The organism is Eudoraea sp., assembly GCF_039969275.1.
In the GTDB taxonomy this organism is placed as follows: domain Bacteria; phylum Bacteroidota; class Bacteroidia; order Flavobacteriales; family Flavobacteriaceae; genus Eudoraea.
In genome coordinates, this window is the sequence record NZ_JBDVOC010000017.1 from 155,567 (window position 1) to 177,834 (window position 22,268).

18 protein-coding genes are annotated in these 22,268 nt (G+C 38.8%); 4 read left to right on the forward strand and 14 right to left on the reverse strand.

Translation table 11 applies throughout. The features are described 5' to 3' along the window. Nucleotides 1–16: 16 nt before the first annotated feature. Nucleotides 17–958 carry a nitronate monooxygenase gene (locus ABJH90_RS16300; RefSeq protein WP_348139977.1) on the forward strand — a complete coding sequence of 314 codons (942 nt, stop codon included), beginning with the start codon at nucleotides 17–19 and terminating at the stop codon, nucleotides 956–958. A 72-nt stretch (nucleotides 959–1,030) separates the two neighbouring features. Here the strand turns inward: ABJH90_RS16300 and ABJH90_RS16305 are convergent, their stop codons facing one another. From ABJH90_RS16305 to ABJH90_RS16350, 10 genes are all read right to left on the reverse strand, one after another. Continuing rightward, nucleotides 1,031–2,083 carry an SMP-30/gluconolactonase/LRE family protein gene (locus ABJH90_RS16305; RefSeq protein WP_348139979.1) on the reverse strand — a complete coding sequence of 351 codons (1,053 nt, stop codon included), beginning with the start codon at nucleotides 2,081–2,083 and terminating at the stop codon, nucleotides 1,031–1,033. A gap of 91 nt (nucleotides 2,084–2,174) precedes the next feature. After that, nucleotides 2,175–2,837 carry an SCO family protein gene (locus ABJH90_RS16310; RefSeq protein ID WP_348139981.1) on the reverse strand — a complete coding sequence of 221 codons (663 nt, stop codon included), beginning with the start codon at nucleotides 2,835–2,837 and terminating at the stop codon, nucleotides 2,175–2,177. 56 nt (nucleotides 2,838–2,893) lie between these two features. Further along, a complete protein-coding gene (locus ABJH90_RS16315; protein ID WP_348139983.1) occupies nucleotides 2,894–4,624 on the reverse strand; it encodes a hypothetical protein in 1,731 nt (576 codons plus the stop codon). 53 nt (nucleotides 4,625–4,677) lie between these two features. Beyond that, nucleotides 4,678–6,363: a hypothetical protein gene (locus ABJH90_RS16320; RefSeq protein ID WP_348139985.1), complete on the reverse strand. Its 1,686-nt coding sequence runs from the start codon at nucleotides 6,361–6,363 to the stop codon at nucleotides 4,678–4,680. 259 nt (nucleotides 6,364–6,622) lie between these two features. Continuing rightward, nucleotides 6,623–7,645 carry a DUF3500 domain-containing protein gene (locus ABJH90_RS16325; RefSeq protein WP_348139987.1) on the reverse strand — a complete coding sequence of 341 codons (1,023 nt, stop codon included), beginning with the start codon at nucleotides 7,643–7,645 and terminating at the stop codon, nucleotides 6,623–6,625. Continuing rightward, entirely contained in the window at nucleotides 7,645–9,084 is a 1,440-nt protein-coding gene (locus tag ABJH90_RS16330; RefSeq protein ID WP_348139989.1) for a serine hydrolase domain-containing protein, read from the reverse strand. Before ABJH90_RS16330 ends, ABJH90_RS16325 begins: the two co-directional genes overlap by 1 nt. Nucleotides 9,085–9,311: 227 nt before the next feature. Then, entirely contained in the window at nucleotides 9,312–12,722 is a 3,411-nt protein-coding gene (locus ABJH90_RS16335) for a HEAT repeat domain-containing protein (protein ID WP_348139991.1), read from the reverse strand. Between the two features lie 35 nt (nucleotides 12,723–12,757). Next, on the reverse strand, nucleotides 12,758–14,956 hold the full coding sequence (locus ABJH90_RS16340) for a M28 family metallopeptidase (protein ID WP_348139993.1): 2,199 nt from the start codon (nucleotides 14,954–14,956) through the stop codon (nucleotides 12,758–12,760). Nucleotides 14,957–15,028: 72 nt separating this feature from the next. Continuing rightward, on the reverse strand, nucleotides 15,029–15,523 hold the full coding sequence (locus ABJH90_RS16345) for a CIA30 family protein (protein ID WP_348139994.1): 495 nt from the start codon (nucleotides 15,521–15,523) through the stop codon (nucleotides 15,029–15,031). Between the two features lie 275 nt (nucleotides 15,524–15,798). Further along, complete coding sequence (locus tag ABJH90_RS16350; RefSeq protein WP_348139996.1) at nucleotides 15,799–16,422, reverse strand: DUF2306 domain-containing protein; 624 nt, start codon at nucleotides 16,420–16,422, stop codon at nucleotides 15,799–15,801. Between the two features lie 187 nt (nucleotides 16,423–16,609). Between ABJH90_RS16350 and ABJH90_RS16355 the strand changes: the two genes are divergently transcribed. After that, on the forward strand, nucleotides 16,610–17,218 hold the full coding sequence (locus tag ABJH90_RS16355) for a trimeric intracellular cation channel family protein (RefSeq protein ID WP_348139998.1): 609 nt from the start codon (nucleotides 16,610–16,612) through the stop codon (nucleotides 17,216–17,218). On the opposite strand, the gene ABJH90_RS16360 is transcribed toward ABJH90_RS16355, so the two are convergent. Then, complete coding sequence (locus ABJH90_RS16360) at nucleotides 17,219–17,932, reverse strand: peptidylprolyl isomerase (RefSeq protein ID WP_348140000.1); 714 nt, start codon at nucleotides 17,930–17,932, stop codon at nucleotides 17,219–17,221. It lies immediately after the preceding gene. Here ABJH90_RS16360 and ABJH90_RS16365 point away from each other — a divergent pair. After that, nucleotides 17,931–18,572, forward strand: coding sequence for a CoA pyrophosphatase (locus ABJH90_RS16365; RefSeq protein WP_348140002.1), 642 nt, complete (start codon nucleotides 17,931–17,933; stop codon nucleotides 18,570–18,572). The genes ABJH90_RS16360 and ABJH90_RS16365 overlap by 2 nt on opposite strands. A 25-nt stretch (nucleotides 18,573–18,597) precedes the next feature. Continuing rightward, the gene (locus tag ABJH90_RS16370) at nucleotides 18,598–19,401 is read left to right on the forward strand and encodes a lysophospholipid acyltransferase family protein (RefSeq protein WP_348140004.1); all 804 of its coding nucleotides are present in this window, start codon (nucleotides 18,598–18,600) and stop codon (nucleotides 19,399–19,401) included. On the opposite strand, the gene ABJH90_RS16375 is transcribed toward ABJH90_RS16370, so the two are convergent. The 3 genes from ABJH90_RS16375 to ABJH90_RS16385 form a co-directional block, all read right to left on the reverse strand. Then, on the reverse strand, nucleotides 19,398–20,042 hold the full coding sequence (locus ABJH90_RS16375; RefSeq protein WP_348140006.1) for a hypothetical protein: 645 nt from the start codon (nucleotides 20,040–20,042) through the stop codon (nucleotides 19,398–19,400). The two genes, ABJH90_RS16370 and ABJH90_RS16375, sit on opposite strands and share 4 nt — an antisense overlap. Before the next feature lie 4 nt (nucleotides 20,043–20,046). Further along, nucleotides 20,047–20,541 (reverse strand): sigma-70 family RNA polymerase sigma factor, encoded by a 495-nt coding sequence (locus ABJH90_RS16380; RefSeq protein WP_348140008.1) that lies wholly within the window; start codon nucleotides 20,539–20,541, stop codon nucleotides 20,047–20,049. Nucleotides 20,542–20,673: 132 nt separating this feature from the next. After that, entirely contained in the window at nucleotides 20,674–22,101 is a 1,428-nt protein-coding gene (locus ABJH90_RS16385; protein ID WP_348140010.1) for an amidohydrolase, read from the reverse strand. Nucleotides 22,102–22,268 lie beyond the last annotated feature (167 nt).

Sequence of the window (22,268 nt, forward strand, 5' to 3'; positions counted from 1 at the left end):
ATTTGATTAAAAATATATGCAAAACAGAATAACCACACTTTTCGGAATTGAGGTTCCAATTATCCAGGCGGGCATGATTTGGGCAAGCGGTTGGCGGCTGGCCTCCGCAGTATCTAATGCAGGAGGACTTGGACTTATAGGTGCAGGGAGTATGTATCCGGAAGTGCTTAGGGAACATATTCAAAAGTGCCAGCAGGCAACGGAAAAACCTTTTGGAGTTAACGTACCTATGCTTTATCCGGACATCGACAAGTTGATGGAAATTATAGTGAAATTAAAGATTAAGATCGTATTTACCTCAGCCGGGAATCCAAAGACATGGACCAATTATTTAAAAGAAAATGGAGTTACTGTGGTGCATGTGGTAAGTAGTGTCAAATTTGCTCTAAAAGCGCAGGAAGCCGGTGTTGATGCGGTCGTCGCTGAAGGTTTCGAGGCGGGAGGTCACAATGGTAGGGATGAAACAACTACCCTGACCCTAATCCCTGCTGTTCGTGAAAAAATTAATATTCCCCTTATAGCTGCAGGAGGAATTGCCACCGGTAGTGCTATGCTTGCAGTTATGATTTTAGGTGCAGACGGGGTACAGGTTGGAAGTAGATTTGTTGCTAGTGAAGAAGCATCATCCCACCCGTTGTTCAAGGAGAAAGTTGTTGAGGCAGGAGAAGGGGATACCCACTTGACACTTAAGGAACTTGCTCCGGTAAGACTCCTTAAAAATAAATTTTACAATGATGTTCAGTCGGCCTATGAGCAGGGTTATGGCGTAGAAGAGTTAAAAAATCTCCTGGGTAGGGCCAGGGCCAAAAGAGGCATGTTTGAAGGTGACCTTGAAGAAGGGGAGTTAGAAATAGGTCAGGTTTCCTCTCTTATCCACGACATTAAGCCCGCAGCAAAAATATTATCTGATATGATGCAGGAGTTTAATGATGCCAAAGAAAGAATGAGTGATTTATAATAAAAATTAAGAATCTATTGTATTTCTCCCGGCTTTGAAGAAATCAGATAGTGGTAAAAAACCTCAATCTAATTATAGATCTAAGCGCACTCTAAGTACATAACTATCCGCCGTTATATATAATGTTGATTTATCCTCATTGAAGGCGCAGTTTGAGGTGGCTTGCCCTGTTTTAATCTTCCCCAATAGCTTTCCTTCGGGTGAGAATACAAAAACTCCGCCAGGGCCTGTAGCAAATAAGTTCCCGTCATTATCCACTTTTAAGCCGTCTGGCAGCCCTTTTTCCTTGGTAACGAGTTCGGTAGCATCAAAAAAGATCTCAACATTACTAACAGAACCGTCATCTAGGACATCAAATACTTTCCAAACAGCAAGTTCCGGATCAGAATTCGCCACATATAGTTTCTTTTCATCAGGAGAGAACGCAATTCCATTGGGTCTTGTAAATTCAGTTGTCAATAGGGTCAACTCTCCTTCCTGGCTGAGCCTGTATACCCCCTGATAGTCCAGTTCTTTGTTTGGATCATCCATTCGCTGTGGCAGGCCATAAGGAGGGTCTGTAAAATAGAGGTCACCGTTGCTTTTGTATGTCGCATCATTTGGGCTATTAAATCTTTTGCCTTTAAAAGCGCTCGTAAGGGTTTTATAATTGGCTGCTGGTTCCAATACCGAACTTTGCATTAGTGCCATCTGTCTATCCCCATGCTGGCATAGTACCAACTCGCCTTCACTATTAAGTAGTAATCCGTTAGCTCCGGGTTCTGATCCTTCAAAATTTTCACCCATAAAGCCTGAAGGCTGAAGATATAATTTTGCCTCTTCACCTGCCTTCCAACTATAAATTGCATTCCTGGGTATATCTGTGTACAATAACATTTCCTGTTCAGGTAACCATAGTGGGCCTTCAGTCCAGTCATGTCCTTCCGCGATCACTTCAATTCTGCTTGCCTTGGGAACTATGGACCAGAAGCTTTCTTCGTATGCCTCAATCTCACCCTCTTCAAATATCCTGGATACCTTATGTTCTTCCTGTTCTTTGATAGAGTTCTCTTTTTTTTCTGTCTTACATTGAAGCAGGATAAAGGCGTTTAATGCTATAAGGCATGGATATAATATTTTTTTCATATTGATTGTATTAAGCTTAATACCGGCTGTAATGCATTTAATTTTAATGATTTCACCGGGGCATGATGTAATTTACTAAAAATGCCGACTACTATTGTAAGATTCTGATGTCCTTAACTAATCGCTTTATCTCTTCGTCTTTGGTACCGTCATAAATACCTCTTATTTGTTTTTTTTTGTCGACAAGTACAAAATTTGGAGTATGGATAAAATCCTGTAAACCTCCATCACCTTGATCAACCACTGCAAAATAATTTTTTCGTGCTAGTTCATAAATATGCTTTTTTTTGCCTGTAGTAATATTCCATTTAGTATCAATAGCACCATTTTTAGAGGCATAGTCATATAAAACGGGCACACTGTCATACTCGGGCGTTACAGAAAGCGACAATAATTTTACATCGGCATCATTCAAAAACTCAGTTTGCAATTTTTCCATATTATTGGTCATAACAGGACAAATAGTAGGACAGCGGGTAAAGAAGAAATCGGCCACATAGATTTTGCCTTCATAATCCACCTCTGTTATCGTATCTCCATTTTGATTGATAAGGCTAAAAGGACCAATAGTGTGGTTAGCATTCATACCATGAAGACTCCTGTCTACCAATGCAGGATTTAAATCTGAAGGATTATAAACTGGGGGTTGTTCTTCCTGCAACCAATAGGAAAAGAAAATCAATAAGGATGTAAGTACCAGAAATATAATTATTCCCTGCCTTAAATACGGATTTTTAAAAAATTCAGTCTGCAATGATTCGTATTTATGAACTTAATATATTCAAAGTAACTAATAGATTTCTTCTATTTTTAAAGTATTGAAGTATCTATTTCTATATCGGCATTTTCCCAGGCTTTATCATATTCGGCTTTAATGAGCGCCGCCTCATCCATTTTACCCTGAGCTAAAAGGCTTTTATATAAGCCCATAAGCGACCAACCGTTTTGCCTTAATACTTCCAGGTCTTCTTTATAAATAACTTCAGCCTCATTGTATTTTTTGGCTTTTAAAAGTATTGCGCCCAGATTTTGACGTGTTGGCACATGCCAGGCCGCAGGTTCAGTATAGACCAGTTTATCTTCCAGGGCCACAGCATTTTTTAAATGTTCAATGGCTTTTGGCAAATCCCCGTTAATAGCGGCCAGTTCTCCGGCAACAACTTCATATGCTATACTGGCAATGGAAGCCGAGTTGTTATTGGCTGTAGCTACGAGGTCTTCCAGTTCAGGATCTTCTTTAAGGGTTGCAATGGCTTCCAGTTCTTCCCGGGCTTCTTTCGCATTGTTTTTACGGACAAATGCTATTCCACGGGCATAGTGCCTCATAAGATTTACATGCTTAATCTCCGGATTTGGAGCTGGTATAGTCAATATTTCATTCCATTTACCAAAACGGACATAGGAAAGCATAGGTGTCGATGCAAAATCCTGCAAAAAGGGAAGTGTTACTAATTCTCCTGTGGGTACTTTTTCAGCCGTTTTTTTAGCCGCATCTATAGCTATCTCGCTGGCTCCCAATAAACTTGAGGCAGACCAAAGAAAATGAATATTATGGGGGTAGTAACCAAGGGGGTAAAGGCCCTGGGAATAACACTGAGAAATATAATCTTCATCGGCCAAAATAGCTGCCTGATTGGTCTTAACTGCGTCTAGATAACGGCCAACTCTGATATAGATATGTGAAGGCATATGAACAATATGGCCTGCGGCAGGCATAAGGGATGCTAATTTATCTGCACTGGGAACTGCCAGGTCTGGTTTGGGGAGTTCTACCATATGAATATAATAGTGATGCGCTCCTGGATTGTCGGGATTTATTTCCATAGCTTTTTCCAGCGCGGCCTTTGCTTCGGTGATATTAGGTGACGGATTTCCATCCTTATCCCAATAATTCCATGGTACCGTATTCATGACCGATGCAGCGTATAAGGTCTGAATATTTGAATCATCAGGAAATTGCTTTACTACTTCCGTCATGGCGTTCATATATGCGATATTCAATTCTGCCACATCCTTAGTAAGATCTGTACTGTATCTGGATGTCAGCGCATTAATTAAAGCCTGTTCTTTTGGACTTGCATTAGCCGCCAGTTTTGTAGCTTTTGCGAGTGCCTCATTATATTTTTCCTTGCGCTCCTCCGGAGGCAATGGATCATTTATGTTTGGCCCCAGTGCATAGGCTTGTCCCCAATAAGTCATAGCAGAATTCGGATCCAACCTGGATGCTTCCATAAACGAGCGGTGCGCTTCTGCATGATTAAAAGCATAGGTAAGTCTTAAACCCTGATTAAAAAAAGTTTGCGCCATTTCTTTGGAGGTTGTAATTGAAAAACTAAGATTTCCAAGGTTTTCGAACAAGGGTGATATCTGTTGTGTGGTGTCCACATCGCTTAATAAATATTTAGCAACGGTACATTTGATAGTGTAATAGGATGCTTTTTGTGAATTGTCCAGGCTTTTGTCACTTTTTTGACTAGGCAAAAAATATACAAGTGCAAGTAGCCCAATTGCGAGTATTATAAGGCCTGATTTTTTTTTCATGATAGTAATGTTAATAATTGTTGTTTGTGTTTTGTTCTCTTAATTACAGGAAATCAGCCTACATTTTGTTGAATATATGCTTCCGCTTCCTCTACTTCGGGTCTACCGCTTCGCGATGATTCCGTAAGGTTTAACAAATCTTCAAAATACCTTGATGCTTTCTCCTGATCACCAAATTGTTTTGCAGCCACGGCTGCGCCATAAACGCCATTAAAGCGATTAGGATTCACACTTAGATTTTTTTCATATACTTCTAAAGCTTCTTGTGGTTTATTCATGGCCATTAACATTTCTGCCAAAAATTCTCTGGCCGGAATCAATTTACCTGGCGTAATACCATGTACTCCTATGATATCTTCCATTTCTACGGCCTCTTTTAATAGTGTAATACCGGAATCTTGTTGTCCACTATAAAAATCTAACCATCCTTGTGCTATTTTCATTTGAATTAATACCTGGTTTGCATTAGCTTCATTACCGCTATCAATTATTTGTTGTCTTAAAGTGCCCAGAATTTCTATTTCATCTTTGGAAGCATCGAAGTTTTTTAGATGAAGTGAACCTATGGCTCTGGTAAAATGAAGTAAAGAACTTTGCCATGGAAATTGATCCCATTTCACCTCTGATTCATGAAATTCAAGATTGGCCGCGACATCCCATTGCCTATTTTCCAGGGCAATTCTTGCAGGTACTGCAGCAAAGGGATACGCAATAGCGGCAATGTTTGAAGGGTACACTTTGTAAATTGTTTTCATGTACTGGTATTGTTCATTTGCTTGTACATTGTCTCCTTTTTGTAAATAAGCATATACTAAATAACCCATGGCATGAAGCTCGTTAGACCAGTGACCAGCCATTCCACTTGCCTCGGCATAACATCGCGCCGAAGACGCTGAACTTACATTAGATTGTATAGATTCATCCCATAATCCCAAACGAGTAAAGATATGGGAAGGCATGTGCTGGGCGTGTGATGAGGCCGGTGCGATATCTGCATATCTTCTTGCCGTTGGTAATGCTAAATGAGCCAATTCCGGGTAATCATAATTATGTATGATATAATGAGCTATACCGGGATGGTTGGGTTGGTCTATAAATAAGTTTTCAAGAATCTTACCTGATTTTTTTTGATTCTTGTAGCTCCTATCTTTACGATCAGCAGATGCTCTTAAGGCTAAAGCATAAAAAACGGCCGCTTCATTATCGTCAGGGTACTTATTATAAATTTTTTCCATCTTCTTTTCATACAATAGCGCCCTTGTATTTTGATCAACAGTATTCCAATCTTTATAATATACACTTATAGCATCCAAATAATCCTTTTCTCTTTCTCCTTTTGGAATTTTACTTGCAATTTCCAGAAGTTTTGATCCTTTTTCTAAGTAACTATTATCAGACTGATACCATAATGAATGGACGATACTCATAGCCACTCCCCAATAAGCCATTGCACAATCAGGATCTGCATCCAACACCTGGACAAACGCTTTTTCTGCCTCTTCATATTCAAATGAGTGCAATAAGGATACTGCCAGGTCAAAAGTCTCGCGGGTATCATAATTACAGGATAGGGAAAAGCTCACCTCCCCGAATTGTTCTGAACTACATAAAATGAGTTCGCCTCTGAGCAGATTAATAGATGCCAATTCAGGATTCGGTTTTGATTTATTTTTACAATTGGTGAAGCTAAACAAGCCTAGAATAAATAAGCCTACAAACAGTGTTTTTCTGATTTTCATTATAATACAAGTTTAATACAAAGGGGTAAATATATATGAAGTAAGCGAATAGACGTATCGTGAGACACTACACGACTTCGTTTAAAGATAAGCAATAAAAAGTTTGCAGAAATAGCTCAAAAGTTAAACTGTATGGTTCGTAGCTTTTTATACTTAGATTGGGTAATAAAAAGTATAAATACCCTTTTGTGTTAACCCCAATTAATTAAAGTTTACCAGTAACCAGCTTTTGATTCGAAAAAATATAACACACTACCTCCTAATGCTTATGGCTTTCGCTATAATGCTCTTTCAGAAGATCCCTCCCAAAATCATTAGTAAGATCCCTTACTGCGGTGTGCACGTGATTGGCATTATTTTGCGTGTTGTCATATTCTATTAATATCACAGGACTTTGTAATCTGTAGTAATGAGCCTTTCCTGGCGTTAAACTACCTGCCCATGCAAATGAGAGCTTATCCATTCCCGTGGTATTTATTTTATCTAAAAGAGATTGGGAAAATCCCGATTCATAATTGTCCAAATAAACCATAAGTAACTTCTCTAAAGCTTCTTTTTGACTCTTATTTAAATCTGCATAGGAAATACCCAAAGGATCAAGATTGGTCACTTCCTGTTTATTAGTGGTGAAAATTTCCCTTGGTGCTTCTTCGGAAAAAAGTGCTTTACCTAATTGCTCTTTTGAAAGGGAATTTACCAAATCAAACCCCAATTGGGTTTCTAATTTCAAAACTTCCTTACCTTTTTGTTTCCCTTCTCGAACTATAGCCGGGTTGGATCCCAGGAAAGAAGGTGTAGAGGCAACAATCTTGCCCTTTGAGGCGACAAAATTAAAGGAAATATGATGTCCTTCAAACCGCCATCCCCAAAACTGCTGGGTTGCCGGATCATTAAAAACACAAAAATGATAATTGAGTGCATCACGACCAGAGCCATCAGGCATTTTGAATTTGCCTCCTTCAATTTCCAGCAAAACATTTTCCAGTGCTATGATTTCTTTTGTTTTTCGAAATCCCTCTGCACTCAATGAAGTTCTGAGCAGGTCCATTGCGGCCTGTTTTTGTTCATCATTGAAGTCATGAAAAGTAGGGCCTTTTCTTATGATAGGGATAAAATTAAAATTCAACCGTTCTTCGTCATCCAGAGTGAAAATTGTTTTTGACTTTAATTCCGGATCCAGAGTGTTTAAAAATTTAGTTGCAAGAGCATTAAGTTCTTGTGAGGATATGTTAGCACAAATTAGGCTGCATCCAACCAGTAATAAAAATGATTTTAATGTCATCAGCTTCTTATTTTATTAGAGTAGTTTCCATGTTGACTGTACTTAGTAACCTTCCCGGCTTCGTCTCGTTCAAATACTATGATCTCTCCGGGTTCTTCGTCCTTTCTTATTTTTTGAAAACGATCTCCCTCCAGATGTTTAAGGAAAATCATAGACTTGGCAGGAGATTGGGAGGGTAGTCTTAATAGTACCAGCTTTCCTTCCCAGCTTGAAATATAACTTTCACTTCCCCAGGGTTGACTGCTGTAATAACCGGTATAATCTGTCATATCTTTTTTTGAAGTTTCTGCTACCTTGCCATTTTTAGATTCGTCTTTCACCTTTTGGAGAATGGCATGCATGGCTATGGAATATTTATGAGGATTTGTGCCATTTGCATTAATCATTACCGTATACGCCATTTTAGTTTTTGGGTTTAACTGTATCCCGGATCTATAACCCGGGCAACTGCCCCCATGGGAAACCCACTTTGTTCCATCACTGCCTTTATATACTGAAAAGCCCAATCCCCAGGTTGTTTTCCAATCAGGATCGGTCCAGTGTACCTGTTGCATATATTTTAGGGTGGAAGGCTTTATAATTTCTGTAATTGTCGAATCCATAAGTCGAAATTGCCAGGAAGCAAATTTCCCCAGGTCCAGTACATTGGACGAGAATCCCGCAGCGGCGGTGATTCCATTTGCCTGGAATAGCTTCACTTTTTGACGCTGCCCCTGCCGGTTTAAAGATGAATAACCTATGGCTAATTGACTTCCATATAAATTTTCAGGGAGTTGTGTTCGTGTATTGTTAAGCTGAAGAGGTTTTATAATTTGCTCTTCAACATATGTAGTAAAAGATATTCCTGAGACCTGTTCCACAATTTCTCCTAACAGGGTAAGGCCAAGATTGCTATATTGAAAATAGGTAGATGAAGGGTATAAAGTCTCCTGATTGCCCAACTCTTTTTTGATTTCCTCCTGGGTGGGAAATGGAAAATCCGGGCCCGTCCAATAAGGAAAATTGGCCTCTCTTGGTAAGCCGGAGGAATGAGTTAATAAAGTGCGCACGGTAATAGGACCACTATCTGAATATTTCTGATCCAGGTTATACCAGGGTAAAAGATCACTCACTTTATCGTCCAGACGGAGCTTACCTTCATCATACAATTTCATAATGGCTGTGGCGGTAAATAATTTGGAAATTGAACAGATACTACAAATCGTATTTGTTTCGATTTTCACATCTGCCTCGATATTTGATTTGCCAAAAGCACCAGACCAGATTATTTCCTGATCCTCAATGATTGCAGCTGATATGCCAGGGAGTTTTTCGTAATCTTTTTGGGCATCTAACCAGACTTCAATTATTTTAAAGGCTTCAGAATAGTCTTTTTTAGTTTCTTGTGCACCTGTATTGAAGCAAAAAATGAAGATTAAAGCAAAAATTTTAAATTTCATGTTAGTCGTTGGTGATTAAGTTGGTTTATAGGTGTTATTGAAATTGCAATGCAATTATTGCTATGAAATTAGTTTACTTTATTAGGAGAAGCACCAAGAAACGCTATGCTGCTCGTCCTATGTCGCAATTTCATCAATAAATCCCCGGTTAAGGTAATAATTAAATTCGAACTTCCACTTTGGATTTCATAACTACAAGACAAATATAAATTGAGAAATCCCCCTGATTATTTTCCTTTTAAATTGGACAAGAATTCAACCAAATCCCTAAGCTCCCTTTTAGTCAATACCGTTCCCATAGGGGGCATTGCCGAAGGCATATTATTTCTTTTCTTAATTCTTGATACCGCAATTTCCATTGGCTCTGCATCCGAAGTCCGAAGAATTATTTCCTCCTTGTTTTCCGCTGCAAGAATTCCCGATACCACCTGGCCATCTTTAAGGGTCAACACAACAGAGCCATACCCGGGAGCCAAACGTGCTCCGGGTTCAATAAGGGATTGTAAGATTTCTTCCCTGCTTAGTATATTCGCAATATTGTCCAGAGGGGGCCCCACTTTTCCACCTGCCCCATCAAGTGCATGGCATCTTACACACTGCGCCGCGGAATTATTCTTAAAGACATTCGCACCCGGCCAATTCCTGCCACCATAAAGTGCTTCCATATATGAATCCATAGAATATCCACTGTTTTTCAGTTTGCTTAAACCGGCAATCAAATCTTCCGATTGAGTTGATTCAACAGCCTCAATTAGATCCAGGATGACTCCGGGATTCAGTTGCTTGTTCCCTGCTTTATGAATTAGATCCTCTAATGCATCCTGGCTTTGATCAAGGGGCATCTCTGCTAAAGCACTTATCATTGTTTGTTGCTCCCTTATTGATCCATTTTTAAAAATTGGACCTATTACACCGGGTAATTCATTTTTCGAAATATTTAACTCAGGGATCATACCCACAGCGGCTGCTCGAACGTTTTCATCTTTGTCGCGCATCCCCATTTTTACAATTGAGGCAATTGCATCGTCATTTAATTCTCCCAAAGCTTCTATCATTGCTACTCTTACTCCCGGTCTTCGGTCCTTAGACAGAATAGATTTCAACTGAGAATTATAAGCAGATATTCCAAGTGTTCCCAAAATTTTTGAAGTACCAATAAGAATATTTGGATCGCTGTCCTTAAGGAATACTGGGATATCTTTCTGGATCTTTTGTTTTACAAAATTTGAATCCCGACTAATTTCTCCTCTGTAACGCCCATCTACTCTGTCTAAAACAGAGGGAGAGGCCCAGGTGCCAATTGTTGCGAGGGCTTCTCCTCGCAGATCGCCAGAAACATCAGTTCTTTTTGCAAATGAAATAAGCATGTCCAGCTCTCTTTCACCTCCAACTCTTAAGGCTGAATTAATACTCCTGCGCAGCAATGGTTCTGAAGTAAATCTTTCTTCCTGCAGAAGAGCTGCCAAAGCAGGCATGGCTTCAGGAATTGACCAGTCATCATTAATAGCCCTTGCAGCTTCTGTAACAATATATTCGTCATTGTCTTTTAAAAATAACGCCACATCTTCATTTTGTAGTCTTCTTAATACCAATACTGCAGCAATCCGCAAACTCCTTTCGGGGCTCTCTGATAAAGCAATTATGGGTTCAATTTCACCAATACGGCTCAATGCCAGTACCCCGGCATGACGTAGGTATACATCCTCATCATTGTTAACGGCCAGGAAATTAATTAAAGGCTGAACGGCTTCTGAGTATTCTATTCTTCCCAATGCCTGTGCCGCAAAGAAACGCACCCTTTCGTTTTCATATTCCAATAAAGAAATAAGTTTGTCTCCTGCCTCCTTATATTTTACATCTCCGAGGACTTTTGCCGCCTGGGCTATGATTTCGGGATCCTCATCATCCAATAAATCCATTAAAGGCTTGGCCTTCTTAATATTATCTGAAGCAACCTGACCAATTCCCCAAATTGCGTGTATTCTTGCAAATTGGTTTTTATCTTCCAGAATTACCTCTTTTAAGGCTCTGTATCCCCAGAAAGTTCGTTCTGCAAGCTCAAATTGCGCCTTTTTTCTTATTCGCATATCCGGATAAGCCAGTAGTTCAACAAGATCATCGGCAGACTGATCTTCATATGCTAAGGTCATAAGCCTTTGTGTCTCCAGTCTTTGTTCTTTTAAATCGTTTTTTGAATCCTCAACATCCAATTTCCAGACCCGTCCATAATTTTTAGTTCCCCAACCGTTAATCCAATCAGCTAAGTAGAGAGCACCGTCCGGCCCGAATTGTAAACCGGTGGGTAGGACACCACTTAAGACATCTAATTCCTTTTCCAGATCAAAGGAAGCCCCTTTTGGTTTTAAACTGAATGACCAAATATGTGAAAGTGCGGGATCACCGACAAATTCAACCAGAAAAAATTGATTCAGCCAGTCCTTCCCAAGGGCGGTCCCCGGGTTATAAACCATCCCGGTAGGGCCATTATGGTAATTGGCAATAGGAGGAATGATATAGGCTGCCTGTCCTTCCCAGCGGGGGAGATATAGCTTTTCATCCATCCATACTTTATAACTGTTGTTCTTTGGATCTGTATATTTCCCATATTGCCAATTAGATCGCCATCCGGCATCAGAACCTTCAACTATATGTACTAGTCGCTCGCTTTCTCCTCTATGGTCCCCGTCATTATCTGAAGAAATTAAATTGCCATAAGCGTCAAATACAAATTCGTGTGTATTTCTAAGTCCTCTTGCAAATACCTCAAAGTTGGTACCGTCAGGATTAGATCTCACAATCATACCCTGATTCGGATAATGAAGTGAATCACCTTCTACTGTAGTTATACTGGCGCCAATATCACCAATTCCCCAATAAATTTTACCATCGGGGCCTTCTATTGCTCCAGACATCCCGTGGGCTCCAAATCCAATATGCACAGCGAAACCATGTGCAATTGAGGTTTTTGTATCCATGACACCATCACCGTTGGCGTCCTCTACCCGCCACATATCGGGTCCTATTCCTACAAAAATATCATCGTCCCGCACCAATAGAGCGCCGGCCACATCAGTAATTTCTTCATTAAAATCTTCCAAAATACGCGTGGAAACATCTGCTACACCGTCCATATCAGTATCTTCTAATTTCCATATTTCATCTTTTTCAACCGTGAGATCCCTCCAGTCATGAATACTGTCCTTATTCAGATCAGGGAACCATTCATTGTCTTCGCTCAGCTCAGGTGCGAATGTTTTGCGTAAAAAAGCACGCCTGTCTTCAACCGTTTGTAAACCAATGGAGGCCGTCATCCAATCCTGATGTCCCCTGATATCAAATTCGGAATTTTTTTGCCTGTTGGTTCTTGTTAGATATACATTGCCTTCATCATCTATGTCAATAGCAATAGGATCGGGAGCTAATGAATCTGATGCCCATAAGTCCAATTTTAATCCATCTGCCACGTTTGGCGAAATATACTCCTGACTTGCATCTACTAACATCGTTGCAGATAAAGAATCTAACACAAAGGTTAAGGGAGTTTCTTTTGGAATTTTTGACTTTTGACTACATGAGTGTGCCAATAAACCTATTGTTATTAATGCGATAAAATATGAAAGGTACCTGCTTGAAATCATTATTATTTAATTAACGGGATTACATTAAAACATGACTATTTTTTCTTTGCGATGGAACAAAGAGATTCAATATGATTATTTAATTTATTTAGTGTTTGTGCTAGTTTTTTAATTTGCTCCTGGGCTTCCAACCATTCTTTTTGCTCTATAGCTTCCCGAACACCAGGTAAGGTTTTAACTCCATAACCGGTATAGAAGCCTGGCGCATAAATCTGATGTTTGTACCACGACCTTCTGGGTAATCCAGACGCATCGGTTAAGGCAAGTTCTGAGTGCATCAATTTATTATTCAATGCGTCAAGTTCATTATCAGAAAGTGAATTTAAATTTATTGAATTGAACAAATCTATTGTAGCTCCGAGGCTAGTCATGCTATTTTGAATTGGTGTAAAGTCCAGGTAAGGGATACTTTCTTTTTTCTCAGGTTCAATATAGGGTTTAGTTGGATCGGAGGCCAGATAAAAGGCATTTTCGCTGATCAGCTTGTTATGTTTTCCCACAGCTTTTCTCATGGTTTCACAAGACTTCATAATTTCTTCCAGGTAGGTTGAAATTGTCTCTCGCAAGGGGTCAAAAGCGAAGGGTAAAATATCGGCATTGGCGAGCCGCAATACAATTCTGCCTGCGGTCTTTGCCAGGGTGGCCCCGTAGGCAAATTCAGGGTCCTTAAAACGTTTATAATGGGAATAAGTATCATATATAGTATGATATTCTCCCCCGGCATTTTCACCACCAAATCCTAAATTTAGTGAAGCAATTCCGGCGTGCTGTATGAAAGGGGTGTAATCTGATCCTGATCCCAGGGCATAAAGCTTAAATTTATTGTCTCCCCCATTTATTTGATCCCTTGCAATTTTTCTTTCCTTAATAGAAACGCCTTTCTGGGGATCTGTAACGGCATCAGCTACTTCACTTACCAGGGTCTGCAATGTGTGAGAGCCCCCGGCGTTAAAAAACCCTCTGCCATTTCCATCAGTATTAATGTATGCAACGGCTTTCTTCTGCAATTCTTCTTTATGATGTTCTACCCATTCCGTAGAGCCAATCAGTCCTGGTTCCTCAGCATCCCAGGCGCAGTATACTAAAGTTCTTTTTGGACTTTGTCCTTTTTTAGCTAATTCACCAACTGCTCTTGCTTCCTCCATTAGAGCCACCATACCACTTACAGGATCAGCAGCACCATGAACCCATGCATCATGATGGTTACCGCGTAAAACCCATTCATCGGGAAACTCGGAACCTTTAAGAGTGGCTATGACATTGTAGGCTGGCTTCAATTGCCAGTCAAATTCAAGTTTTAAATGAACTTTTGCAGGTCCCGGACCAATATGATAAGTGAGAGGTAATCCCCCTCGCCATGAAACCGGAGCAACAGGCCCTTGAAGGGCCTCCAGCAATGGTGCGGCATCTTCATAGGAAATTGGTAAAACAGGTATTTTTGTAATAGTTGGTGCATCTTTTCTATCCAATCTTTGAGCATCTTCTGTTGCACCATAACCCGGAGTAAGTACATCTCCCGGATATAGTGGCATATCCATAACGGATCCCCGTTGTACACCAGTTTTATTTTTAAACGCTCCTTCAGGATAAACGTCACCCCGAACATAACCGTCATCCTCAGGATCTGAATAAATGATACAACCAATAGCTCCCTTTTCTGCTGCTAACTTCGGTTTAATGCCTCGCCATGACCCGTAATATTTAGCAATAACTATTTTTCCTTTTACATCTATTCCCAGTTTTTCCAACTCTTCGTAATCTGAAGGAATCCCATAGTTGACAAATACCAGTTCTGCCTCAACATCTCCATCTGTTGAGAATGCATTGTAGCTGGGTAATAATTCTTCTCCCTGTTCGGTATACGTATCACCTGCAACGGGAACTGCAGTTAATTTTGCCTTATAGACCGTGGGTTCCGTTAATTCGAGAATTCTAACTTTTGGATAAGGAAAGAGGACCTGATAGGTTTCTATTTTTGCATCATAACCCCAGGATTTGAATTGTTTTAGCATCCATTCTGCATTTTCTTTTCCATATTCAGTGCCCACATAATGTGGGCGCGCAGCCATTTTTTTCATCCAGGAATCCAAATTACCTGTGGAAATTTTGGACTCAAAGGAGGTTTCAAGATCTAATTGTTTTTTTACATTTTCAGGTTTAAATCCTTTTATATTCTGGGCATTCAGCGCCACAACAAAAAGGGCTAAAAGGATCACTAGGTACTGTTTTTTCATATTGGGTTTTATTATAATTTATCATATTAGCTAACTAATTTAAACGTATCGGAGATATTCCGATTAAACCAGCTATTCCAACTCTATCTGATCAAGACTTAATTCAAAATCTTCGTTTTTTTTGTTTCCAATTAAAATTGCAAATTGCTCCATATATTCCCCAGGATAATTGGGAAGATCTAGTTTATTTCCCCGAAATGAAGGGATCATTTCGGAAAATAGAACTTCCAAAGTCTGCCATTCTCCATTAGTTTTGATATAAGCGATATATGAATAATAATCTGAAATCCTGGTTTTAACCCTTATCTGATATTGCTTTCCATCGCCTTTAAGTCGTAAAGTTATTTTCTTAAGACTGTGTACCAATTTGGATTCGAAATTGCAGCGAACAGAGGAGAAGCCACCGTTATTTTCAAGAGATACATTCCCGGTAAAAAAGCCATCTCCTTTGTCATTAACTGAGAAATTCCCTTTTGACAGACCTCCCATAACCCCATCATTCACCACACTCCAGTTTTGAATATTACATTCTTTAGAGAAATTAAATAGAACAAAAGGTTCAGACATTATGAATATAAAAATTACTAGAAACAAGAATCTCATAAATACCAGATTGCAGATTTTCTTCTTAAATAATTAACTAAGAAGATTCTCGCTAAACAATTGCTTTTTTTAATTCTTTTAGCTCATTTTTATCTTTTACGATTTGGTTTTAGACACTAAGAGATCATTTTCTAAAAGTAATGATAAAAATAATCTCAATTTTCTTAAAAAATAACTCTATTTTATCATTTTTTACGTCTAAATAGGCAGAAAGGCAGACCCTTATGCAATTGGAAGATTCAGGTAAGCCTTCTGACGATAAAAATCTCCGCGATAAGAATATTTGGTACCCAGCATAACCAGGCAATAATTTTATAGGCCGGGAGAAAGTCCATATGCATTAACCCAGTGAATAAGGGCAGATAAAGACGAAGTGTAACAGCGGCAAAACATAGGGCGTAACTTCGGATCATCCATCGCTGATGCGCATCAATATCTATTTTTTTTATACTGGTGTATGCATTTGATGTGGTATAAAGCCAAAGTATAGCTAATCCCCCAAAACCCAGTGCAGGAATGATCCCTCCTGTTGCAAAAAATGCAATGCCCAATCCGGCAATACCACTTAACAGGACGGCTCCAACATAAATTTTCCCTAATGTCCTATGCAAGGCTAATCTTTTTACTCTCAGTCTTTTATAAAATTGAGAAAACCCTGTTAGCAAGGCAAGTCCACCTAAAAAAATATGTGTATAAAAAGCAGTGAGATATACTGAACTATTGAGGAGTGCATCGGATTTTGATCCTAAAAGACTTTCTTCATAAGGTAATCCAATAAATCGCAATGGATACAAGCCAATGAAAATGGCAAATAATCCAAGAAAGAAATAACCTGTGTTGAGGCGCCCTTTTTTTAAATCCATATTACAAACCTAAGTTAAGGTACATTAGTTTGATTTTCCGATCACAGTCCAATTATTTAACCTTTAGTAATCTTACGATTTTAATATCATATTTACAAAACGAATTCTTTTATAGCCTGCTGTCTTAGCAAAGTTTATTTTTATAGTTTTAACACTTGTAATAGGATTAATCCTAAAAGAAGGAATTATGTTTTACTTTCTAATGGATCTGTTGGGTACTGTAGCCTTTGCTATTTCCGGGGTGCTTGTAGCCATGGAAAAACGGCTTGACCTTTTCGGGGTATTTATTATTGCATTTGTCACCGCTATAGGAGGTGGAACACTTAGAGATTTACTAATAGGGAATACTCCGGTAGCCTGGATGCTGGAATCTACGTATATAATTACCATTATAGGAACTGTTATCCTTGCCATTGCCTTCAGGGAGAAACTCCGATATTTAAGAAAATCATTATTCTTTTTTGATACTTTAGGAATTGGATTGTATACCATGGTTGGAATAGAGAAGGGCCTAAATGCGAACTTACTTCCTGCTATGTGTATTATTTTGGGTACAATTACAGCTAGTTTTGGAGGTGTTATCAGAGATATTTTATGTAATGAAATACCGGTTATTTTTCGCAAAGAGATATATGCCACAGCATGCGTAGTGGGAGGATTAAGTTATTTCCTGTTACGAAAATTACCTTTAGGTGATGAATACGTCTATTTGGCGTCTATTCTAATTGTGATTGGCATTCGTTTAGTGGCTGTAAAATACAAAATTGCGCTTCCCAGTATATATAAAACTCAATAATCACTCAACAATTTCTGCCTTCAGTATGTTGATATTTTGCATGGGCCAGTCACCACTATCTACTGGTTGCTGGTTTATTTTATCAACCACATCCATACCACTAATAACCTTTCCAAAGGGCGTAAAATCACCGTCTAAATGGTAGGATCCGGGTTTTGTCACGACAATAAAAAATTCATAAGGAGAGGCTAGCATATGCGGATTATCTATTTCACTGCTGGGCATAGAGATTGTTCCTCTATCGTGTTTGTAACCTTTTCTGGTATCAGGGGGTAGAAGGTATCGGCCAATTTCTCTCCGTTTACGAGCGGTTTCCACATTGTCTGCATTACCTCCCTGTATAATAAAATCTTTTACAACTCTGTGGAACATGGTATTGTCAAAATATCCTTTTTTCGTAAGGTAAATGAAGTTTGCCTTGTGATAAGGTACATTATCATATAACTGTACCGTAAAATCACCCATACTTGTAGTAAGCTTTACTTTTGATGTTTTAAGATTTTTTTGGTAATCAAAAAAGAAATCTATTGCATTTTCTTCGGTGAGCACAAAAGGGTCCTTTTCTTTAATTTCTGTTATTGAATCAGCTATTACGGAATCTGTTTTAACTGCTTTTGGTTTTTCTGCTTTAGGGTTCGAAGCAGGGGATTGCTTGCAGGCAACAAAAAAAAATAGTGGTAATATTGCAAGGCAGGTAAATTTTATATAAGACATGAACTATACTGATTTTACGATTCAGGTAACAAAAATAAAAAAACTACCTCTTCCGGGGACAACATCACACTACAAAATGGCTCCGCAAATCCGTATTCAGGAATTAGAATCTATGAAAAAGAAGAACACAAATCCAAAAAAGGCAGGTGTTGTTGCTTTATTTTACCCTGATGAAAGGCAGTTAACAAATCTATTACTCATACTTCGAAATTCCTATCCCGGGGTACATTCAAATCAGATTGGATTTCCCGGTGGTAAAGCGGAAAAAAAGGATAAAGATTTACTTGCTACAGCCTTGAGAGAGACTCATGAAGAAGTTGGTGTAAATCCCGAGGATGTTCAGATAATCAAGTCTTTAAGCGAAATTTACATACCACCAAGTAACTTTGAGGTACGACCCTACATAGGTTTATATGATAAAAGACAAGCTTTTGTAAAACAGGAAGATGAAGTAGAAGAATTAGTTGAGGTACCTCTGATTGATTTTATGGATGATTCCAAAATGATTACTCAGATTTTGACAACTTCTTATGCAGAAAATATTGAGGTACCTGCCTTTAAATTAAAGGGTTATACCGTTTGGGGGGCAACTGCTATGATGCTTAGTGAAATCAAAGAACTTTTCAAACAGGTGTTATAAGGCATATTTTGTAGTTTTGTAAACTATGGGGTTATTTAAGGAAAATCCGTTTGGACACATTTTATTTCTAAAGAAGTGGTTAATCCGCAGTTTGGGACTTATTACGCATCAGCGCTACAAAGGCTTTAATACACTCGAAATAGAAGGTTCTGAAATAATACGAAATCTTCCCGAAAAAAATGTTTTATTTGTCAGTAATCACCAGACCTATTTTGCGGACGTGGTTGCTATGTTCCATGTATTTAATGCCAGTTTACACGGAAGGGATGATTCTATAAAAAACATAGGGTACCTATGGAACCCCAAATTGAATATTTATTATGTGGCCGCTGCAGAAACAATGCGTAAAAGCCTCCTGACCAAAATTTTCGCTTATGTAGGTTCTGTTAGTATAGAACGAACCTGGCGCGCAGAAGGAAAAGATGTAAACCGACAGGTTAAAATGAGTGATATTTCCAATATAGGAATGGCCCTTAATGATGGGTGGGTTATTACATTTCCTCAGGGAACCACTACACCCTGGAAGCCATTACGAAAAGGGACAGCACATATTATTAAGAGGTACAAGCCTGTTGTAGTCCCCGTTGTTATTGATGGTTTTAGAAGATCATTCGATAAAAAAGGATTGCTCATTAAGAAAAAGGGTATTCTTCAATCATTGGTGGTAAAGGAACCTTTAGAGATAGACTATGAAAATGAATCGGTTGATTCAATTATTGAAAAATTGGAATATGCAATTGAACAACATCCTTCATTTCTTAAGGTAATACCCGAAAAGGAGTTACTCGCATATGAAGAAAAGAATAAAGAGCGCAGGTGGAGAAGTTAAACTTCCAGCTTCTTTAATTCATTGTAGTTTTTTCGTAGTCTTCTCAGGAGAATTCCATAAAGCAATTTATAAAAAAACCAGATCAATAACAGAACAATAGTAATAGCCACTAGCACCATTCCTGTAAGCATTACCCAAAAAATCATTTCATTTCCTGCCTGTGAAGCGGCTTCTGCAATTTTTTCACTATTCACACCGTAGTTAAGATTACCATATAGGCTTACAATTAAGTACGCCACAAATATTCCTATGTTAAACCAGACATATTGGGTGACCGTTCTTTTCACATTAAGGATGTTCTTCATTAATTTTTTTGAAGATTCCGTTATGGATATGAGTTTGTAATTAGAATAAAACTTATAAATAAAATAAATTAATACAATATAATTTATGATTGTAAGCGCGGTTGTGATTTCATAAACATGCCAGGTTTTTTCTAGCTCCAAAGATTCCTTAGTGTAGGAAAACAAATTAAGAATGGCCCAAAAGACAAATTCGATTATACTTATATAAAAGATCCATTTTACAGTTGATGACGACTTCTTTTTAATCATCCTGTAGATTTGGTCATATGACAATTTGGGATGGTGCTCCTCCTTTTTTTGCCAATCTTTCTTTAGTAATTCTAATTCATCCATCATAACCTTAAGGATTAAGTATGGTTCTAAGTTTATTTTTAACACGGTTCATTTTCACCCTGGCATTCACCTCACTAATTCCCAATGTCTCAGAAATTTCATGGTAATCTTTGTCTTCCAGATAAAGAAAAACCAACGCTTTGTCAATGTCTCCCAGCTGTCTTACTGCTTTGTACATTAACTGTAATTGTTGTTCCTCAGTGGCATCATATTCGTCTGTTTTAATTCTAAAAATAACTGAATCAAAATCCTGCGTTTTTATACTTTTTTTGGATTTCCGATACAGCGTAATAGCTGTATTTAAAGCTACTCTGTACATCCATGTACTGAATTTAGAATCTCCTCTGAATTTCGGGTATGCTTTCCATAGCTGTATGGTTATTTCCTGAAAAAGATCGTTATGAGCATCCCTGTTTGTTGTGTATAAACTACATACCTTGTGAACAATATTCTGATTGTTCTCAAGTTCCGTAACAAATTTGTGCTCCAGTTCTTTGTTCACGCTTCGGGTTGGTGGTAAATTAATTATTAGTAGGTATTAATGCGAGATTGTTACATACTTTGCAATTAAATGCAAACATATTTTTTCCTGGACATTGGAAACCTCTATTGTGCAACATTAAGTATGAGTTAGTTATTTTCTATAGTCCAGGGCAGGTGGCCTGTCTCCTAATAATGGGATATAAACAAAATCTGCACCTCTTCGTTCTAAAAATTCAGCTTTCGCCTGATTAATTAGTTCCTGGTTGGCCATCAGATCTATAGCAGTTAGTGTCAGGGTTTTTGCCGCGACCATCATTCCCTTTTTACCAATTGTTGTCCCACCTGCGGCCACAGCCTGCCAGCTATGAGCAGGAGTTCCGGGAACCCAGGTTGCAGAACTCATCCCTACTGTAGGGACAGTAAAGCTAACATCACCTACATCTGTTGAGCCAAAAGCCTTGGCCTCCGTTTTATAAGGTTGTATGCTTTGGGCGGTTTCTAAATCAGCTTTGTCATACCCCATTGTTTTTGCAATCTTATCTGCAAATACTATTTCTTCTTCCGTGTACGTAATTCCTTCGACTATGGTAAGATTGTCGTGCATTAATTTTTGCAAGGTCAGATTAGGTAAAAGTTCATGTGTACCTCCAATAAGTTCATAGTCCATCTTAGTTCCCGTACCTAAAGCGGCTCCCTCTGCGGCCTTGGATATGCGATCAAAAATATTAAGCACCACATCCCTCTTGTCATGACGAGCATAATAGTAAACTTCGGCAAAATCAGGTACAACATTAGGTGCTTTACCACCACTTGTAATAACATAATGAATCCTCGTCTCTTCCGGAATGTGTTCCCTCATCATATTTACCATTGCGTTCATGGCCTCTACCCCATCAAGGGCAGAACGCCCTTTTTCGGGAGAAGCTGCTGCATGGGCTGAAACCCCATAAAACCTAAATTTAGCGGATTTATTGGCGAGCGCGGCACCAGCACTTGAGGCATTCTGTGCGCCTGGATGCCAGTGTAATGCGATATCTACATCGTTAAATAACCCATCTCGTACCATATATACTTTACCCGAACCGCCTTCTTCTGCGGGACATCCGTAAAATCGGATAGTTCCTTTTGTATTACTGGCAGACATCCAGTCTTTTACTGCTATTGCAGCAGCTGCAGAAGCGGTACCAAAAAGATGATGACCACACCCATGGCCAGCTTCCTTATCTGCTGATGCTTTCTCAGGAACTGCCTTTTGAGATAAACCCGGAAGTGCATCATATTCACCCAGGATGGCAATTATTGGTGCACCGCTGCCATATTCAGCGATAAATGCCGTCGGAATACCCGCTACACCTTTTTTTATCGTAAAACCCTCATCACTCATTGTTTTTTGTAGCAAAGCGGAACTCTTTTCTTCCAAATATCCCATTTCTGCAAACTCCCAAATATTCTGCGCTATGTCTGCATAAGCTTCAGATTTCTTATCTAATTCCATGACAACTTCGTCTTTGGTATCTTGTGCGCTAAGAGAATTGATACATAATACAATTAACGCAGCAAGAAATATTAATTTTCCCATGATCTATATTTTTGATTTTCGAGATAAATATAATCAAACGCTCAAATACTGATGTAATCGTGCTAAGAAATCATAAGAGTTTGCAATTTATAGATCCGATTCTAAAAGTATTAGCTTTTTAATCTCAAGCAAATGAACACTTCATTTAAAGGAAAATAGAGGGTGGT

Coding starts and splice junctions, on each gene's coding strand:
- ABJH90_RS16300 (WP_348139977.1), top strand. CDS start 17: ATGCAAAACAGAATAACCACACTTTTCGGAATTGAGGTTCCAATTATC.
- ABJH90_RS16305 (WP_348139979.1), bottom strand. CDS start 2,083: ATGAAAAAAATATTATATCCATGCCTTATAGCATTAAACGCCTTTATC.
- ABJH90_RS16315 (WP_348139983.1), bottom strand. CDS start 4,624: ATGAAAAAAAAATCAGGCCTTATAATACTCGCAATTGGGCTACTTGCA.
- ABJH90_RS16320 (WP_348139985.1), bottom strand. CDS start 6,363: ATGAAAATCAGAAAAACACTGTTTGTAGGCTTATTTATTCTAGGCTTG.
- ABJH90_RS16325 (WP_348139987.1), bottom strand. CDS start 7,645: ATGACATTAAAATCATTTTTATTACTGGTTGGATGCAGCCTAATTTGT.
- ABJH90_RS16330 (WP_348139989.1), bottom strand. CDS start 9,084: ATGAAATTTAAAATTTTTGCTTTAATCTTCATTTTTTGCTTCAATACA.
- ABJH90_RS16335 (WP_348139991.1), bottom strand. CDS start 12,722: ATGATTTCAAGCAGGTACCTTTCATATTTTATCGCATTAATAACAATA.
- ABJH90_RS16340 (WP_348139993.1), bottom strand. CDS start 14,956: ATGAAAAAACAGTACCTAGTGATCCTTTTAGCCCTTTTTGTTGTGGCG.
- ABJH90_RS16345 (WP_348139994.1), bottom strand. CDS start 15,523: ATGTCTGAACCTTTTGTTCTATTTAATTTCTCTAAAGAATGTAATATT.
- ABJH90_RS16350 (WP_348139996.1), bottom strand. CDS start 16,422: ATGGATTTAAAAAAAGGGCGCCTCAACACAGGTTATTTCTTTCTTGGA.
- ABJH90_RS16355 (WP_348139998.1), top strand. CDS start 16,610: ATGTTTTACTTTCTAATGGATCTGTTGGGTACTGTAGCCTTTGCTATT.
- ABJH90_RS16365 (WP_348140002.1), top strand. CDS start 17,931: ATGAACTATACTGATTTTACGATTCAGGTAACAAAAATAAAAAAACTA.
- ABJH90_RS16360 (WP_348140000.1), bottom strand. CDS start 17,932: ATGTCTTATATAAAATTTACCTGCCTTGCAATATTACCACTATTTTTT.
- ABJH90_RS16370 (WP_348140004.1), top strand. CDS start 18,598: ATGGGGTTATTTAAGGAAAATCCGTTTGGACACATTTTATTTCTAAAG.
- ABJH90_RS16375 (WP_348140006.1), bottom strand. CDS start 20,042: ATGATGGATGAATTAGAATTACTAAAGAAAGATTGGCAAAAAAAGGAG.
- ABJH90_RS16385 (WP_348140010.1), bottom strand. CDS start 22,101: ATGGGAAAATTAATATTTCTTGCTGCGTTAATTGTATTATGTATCAAT.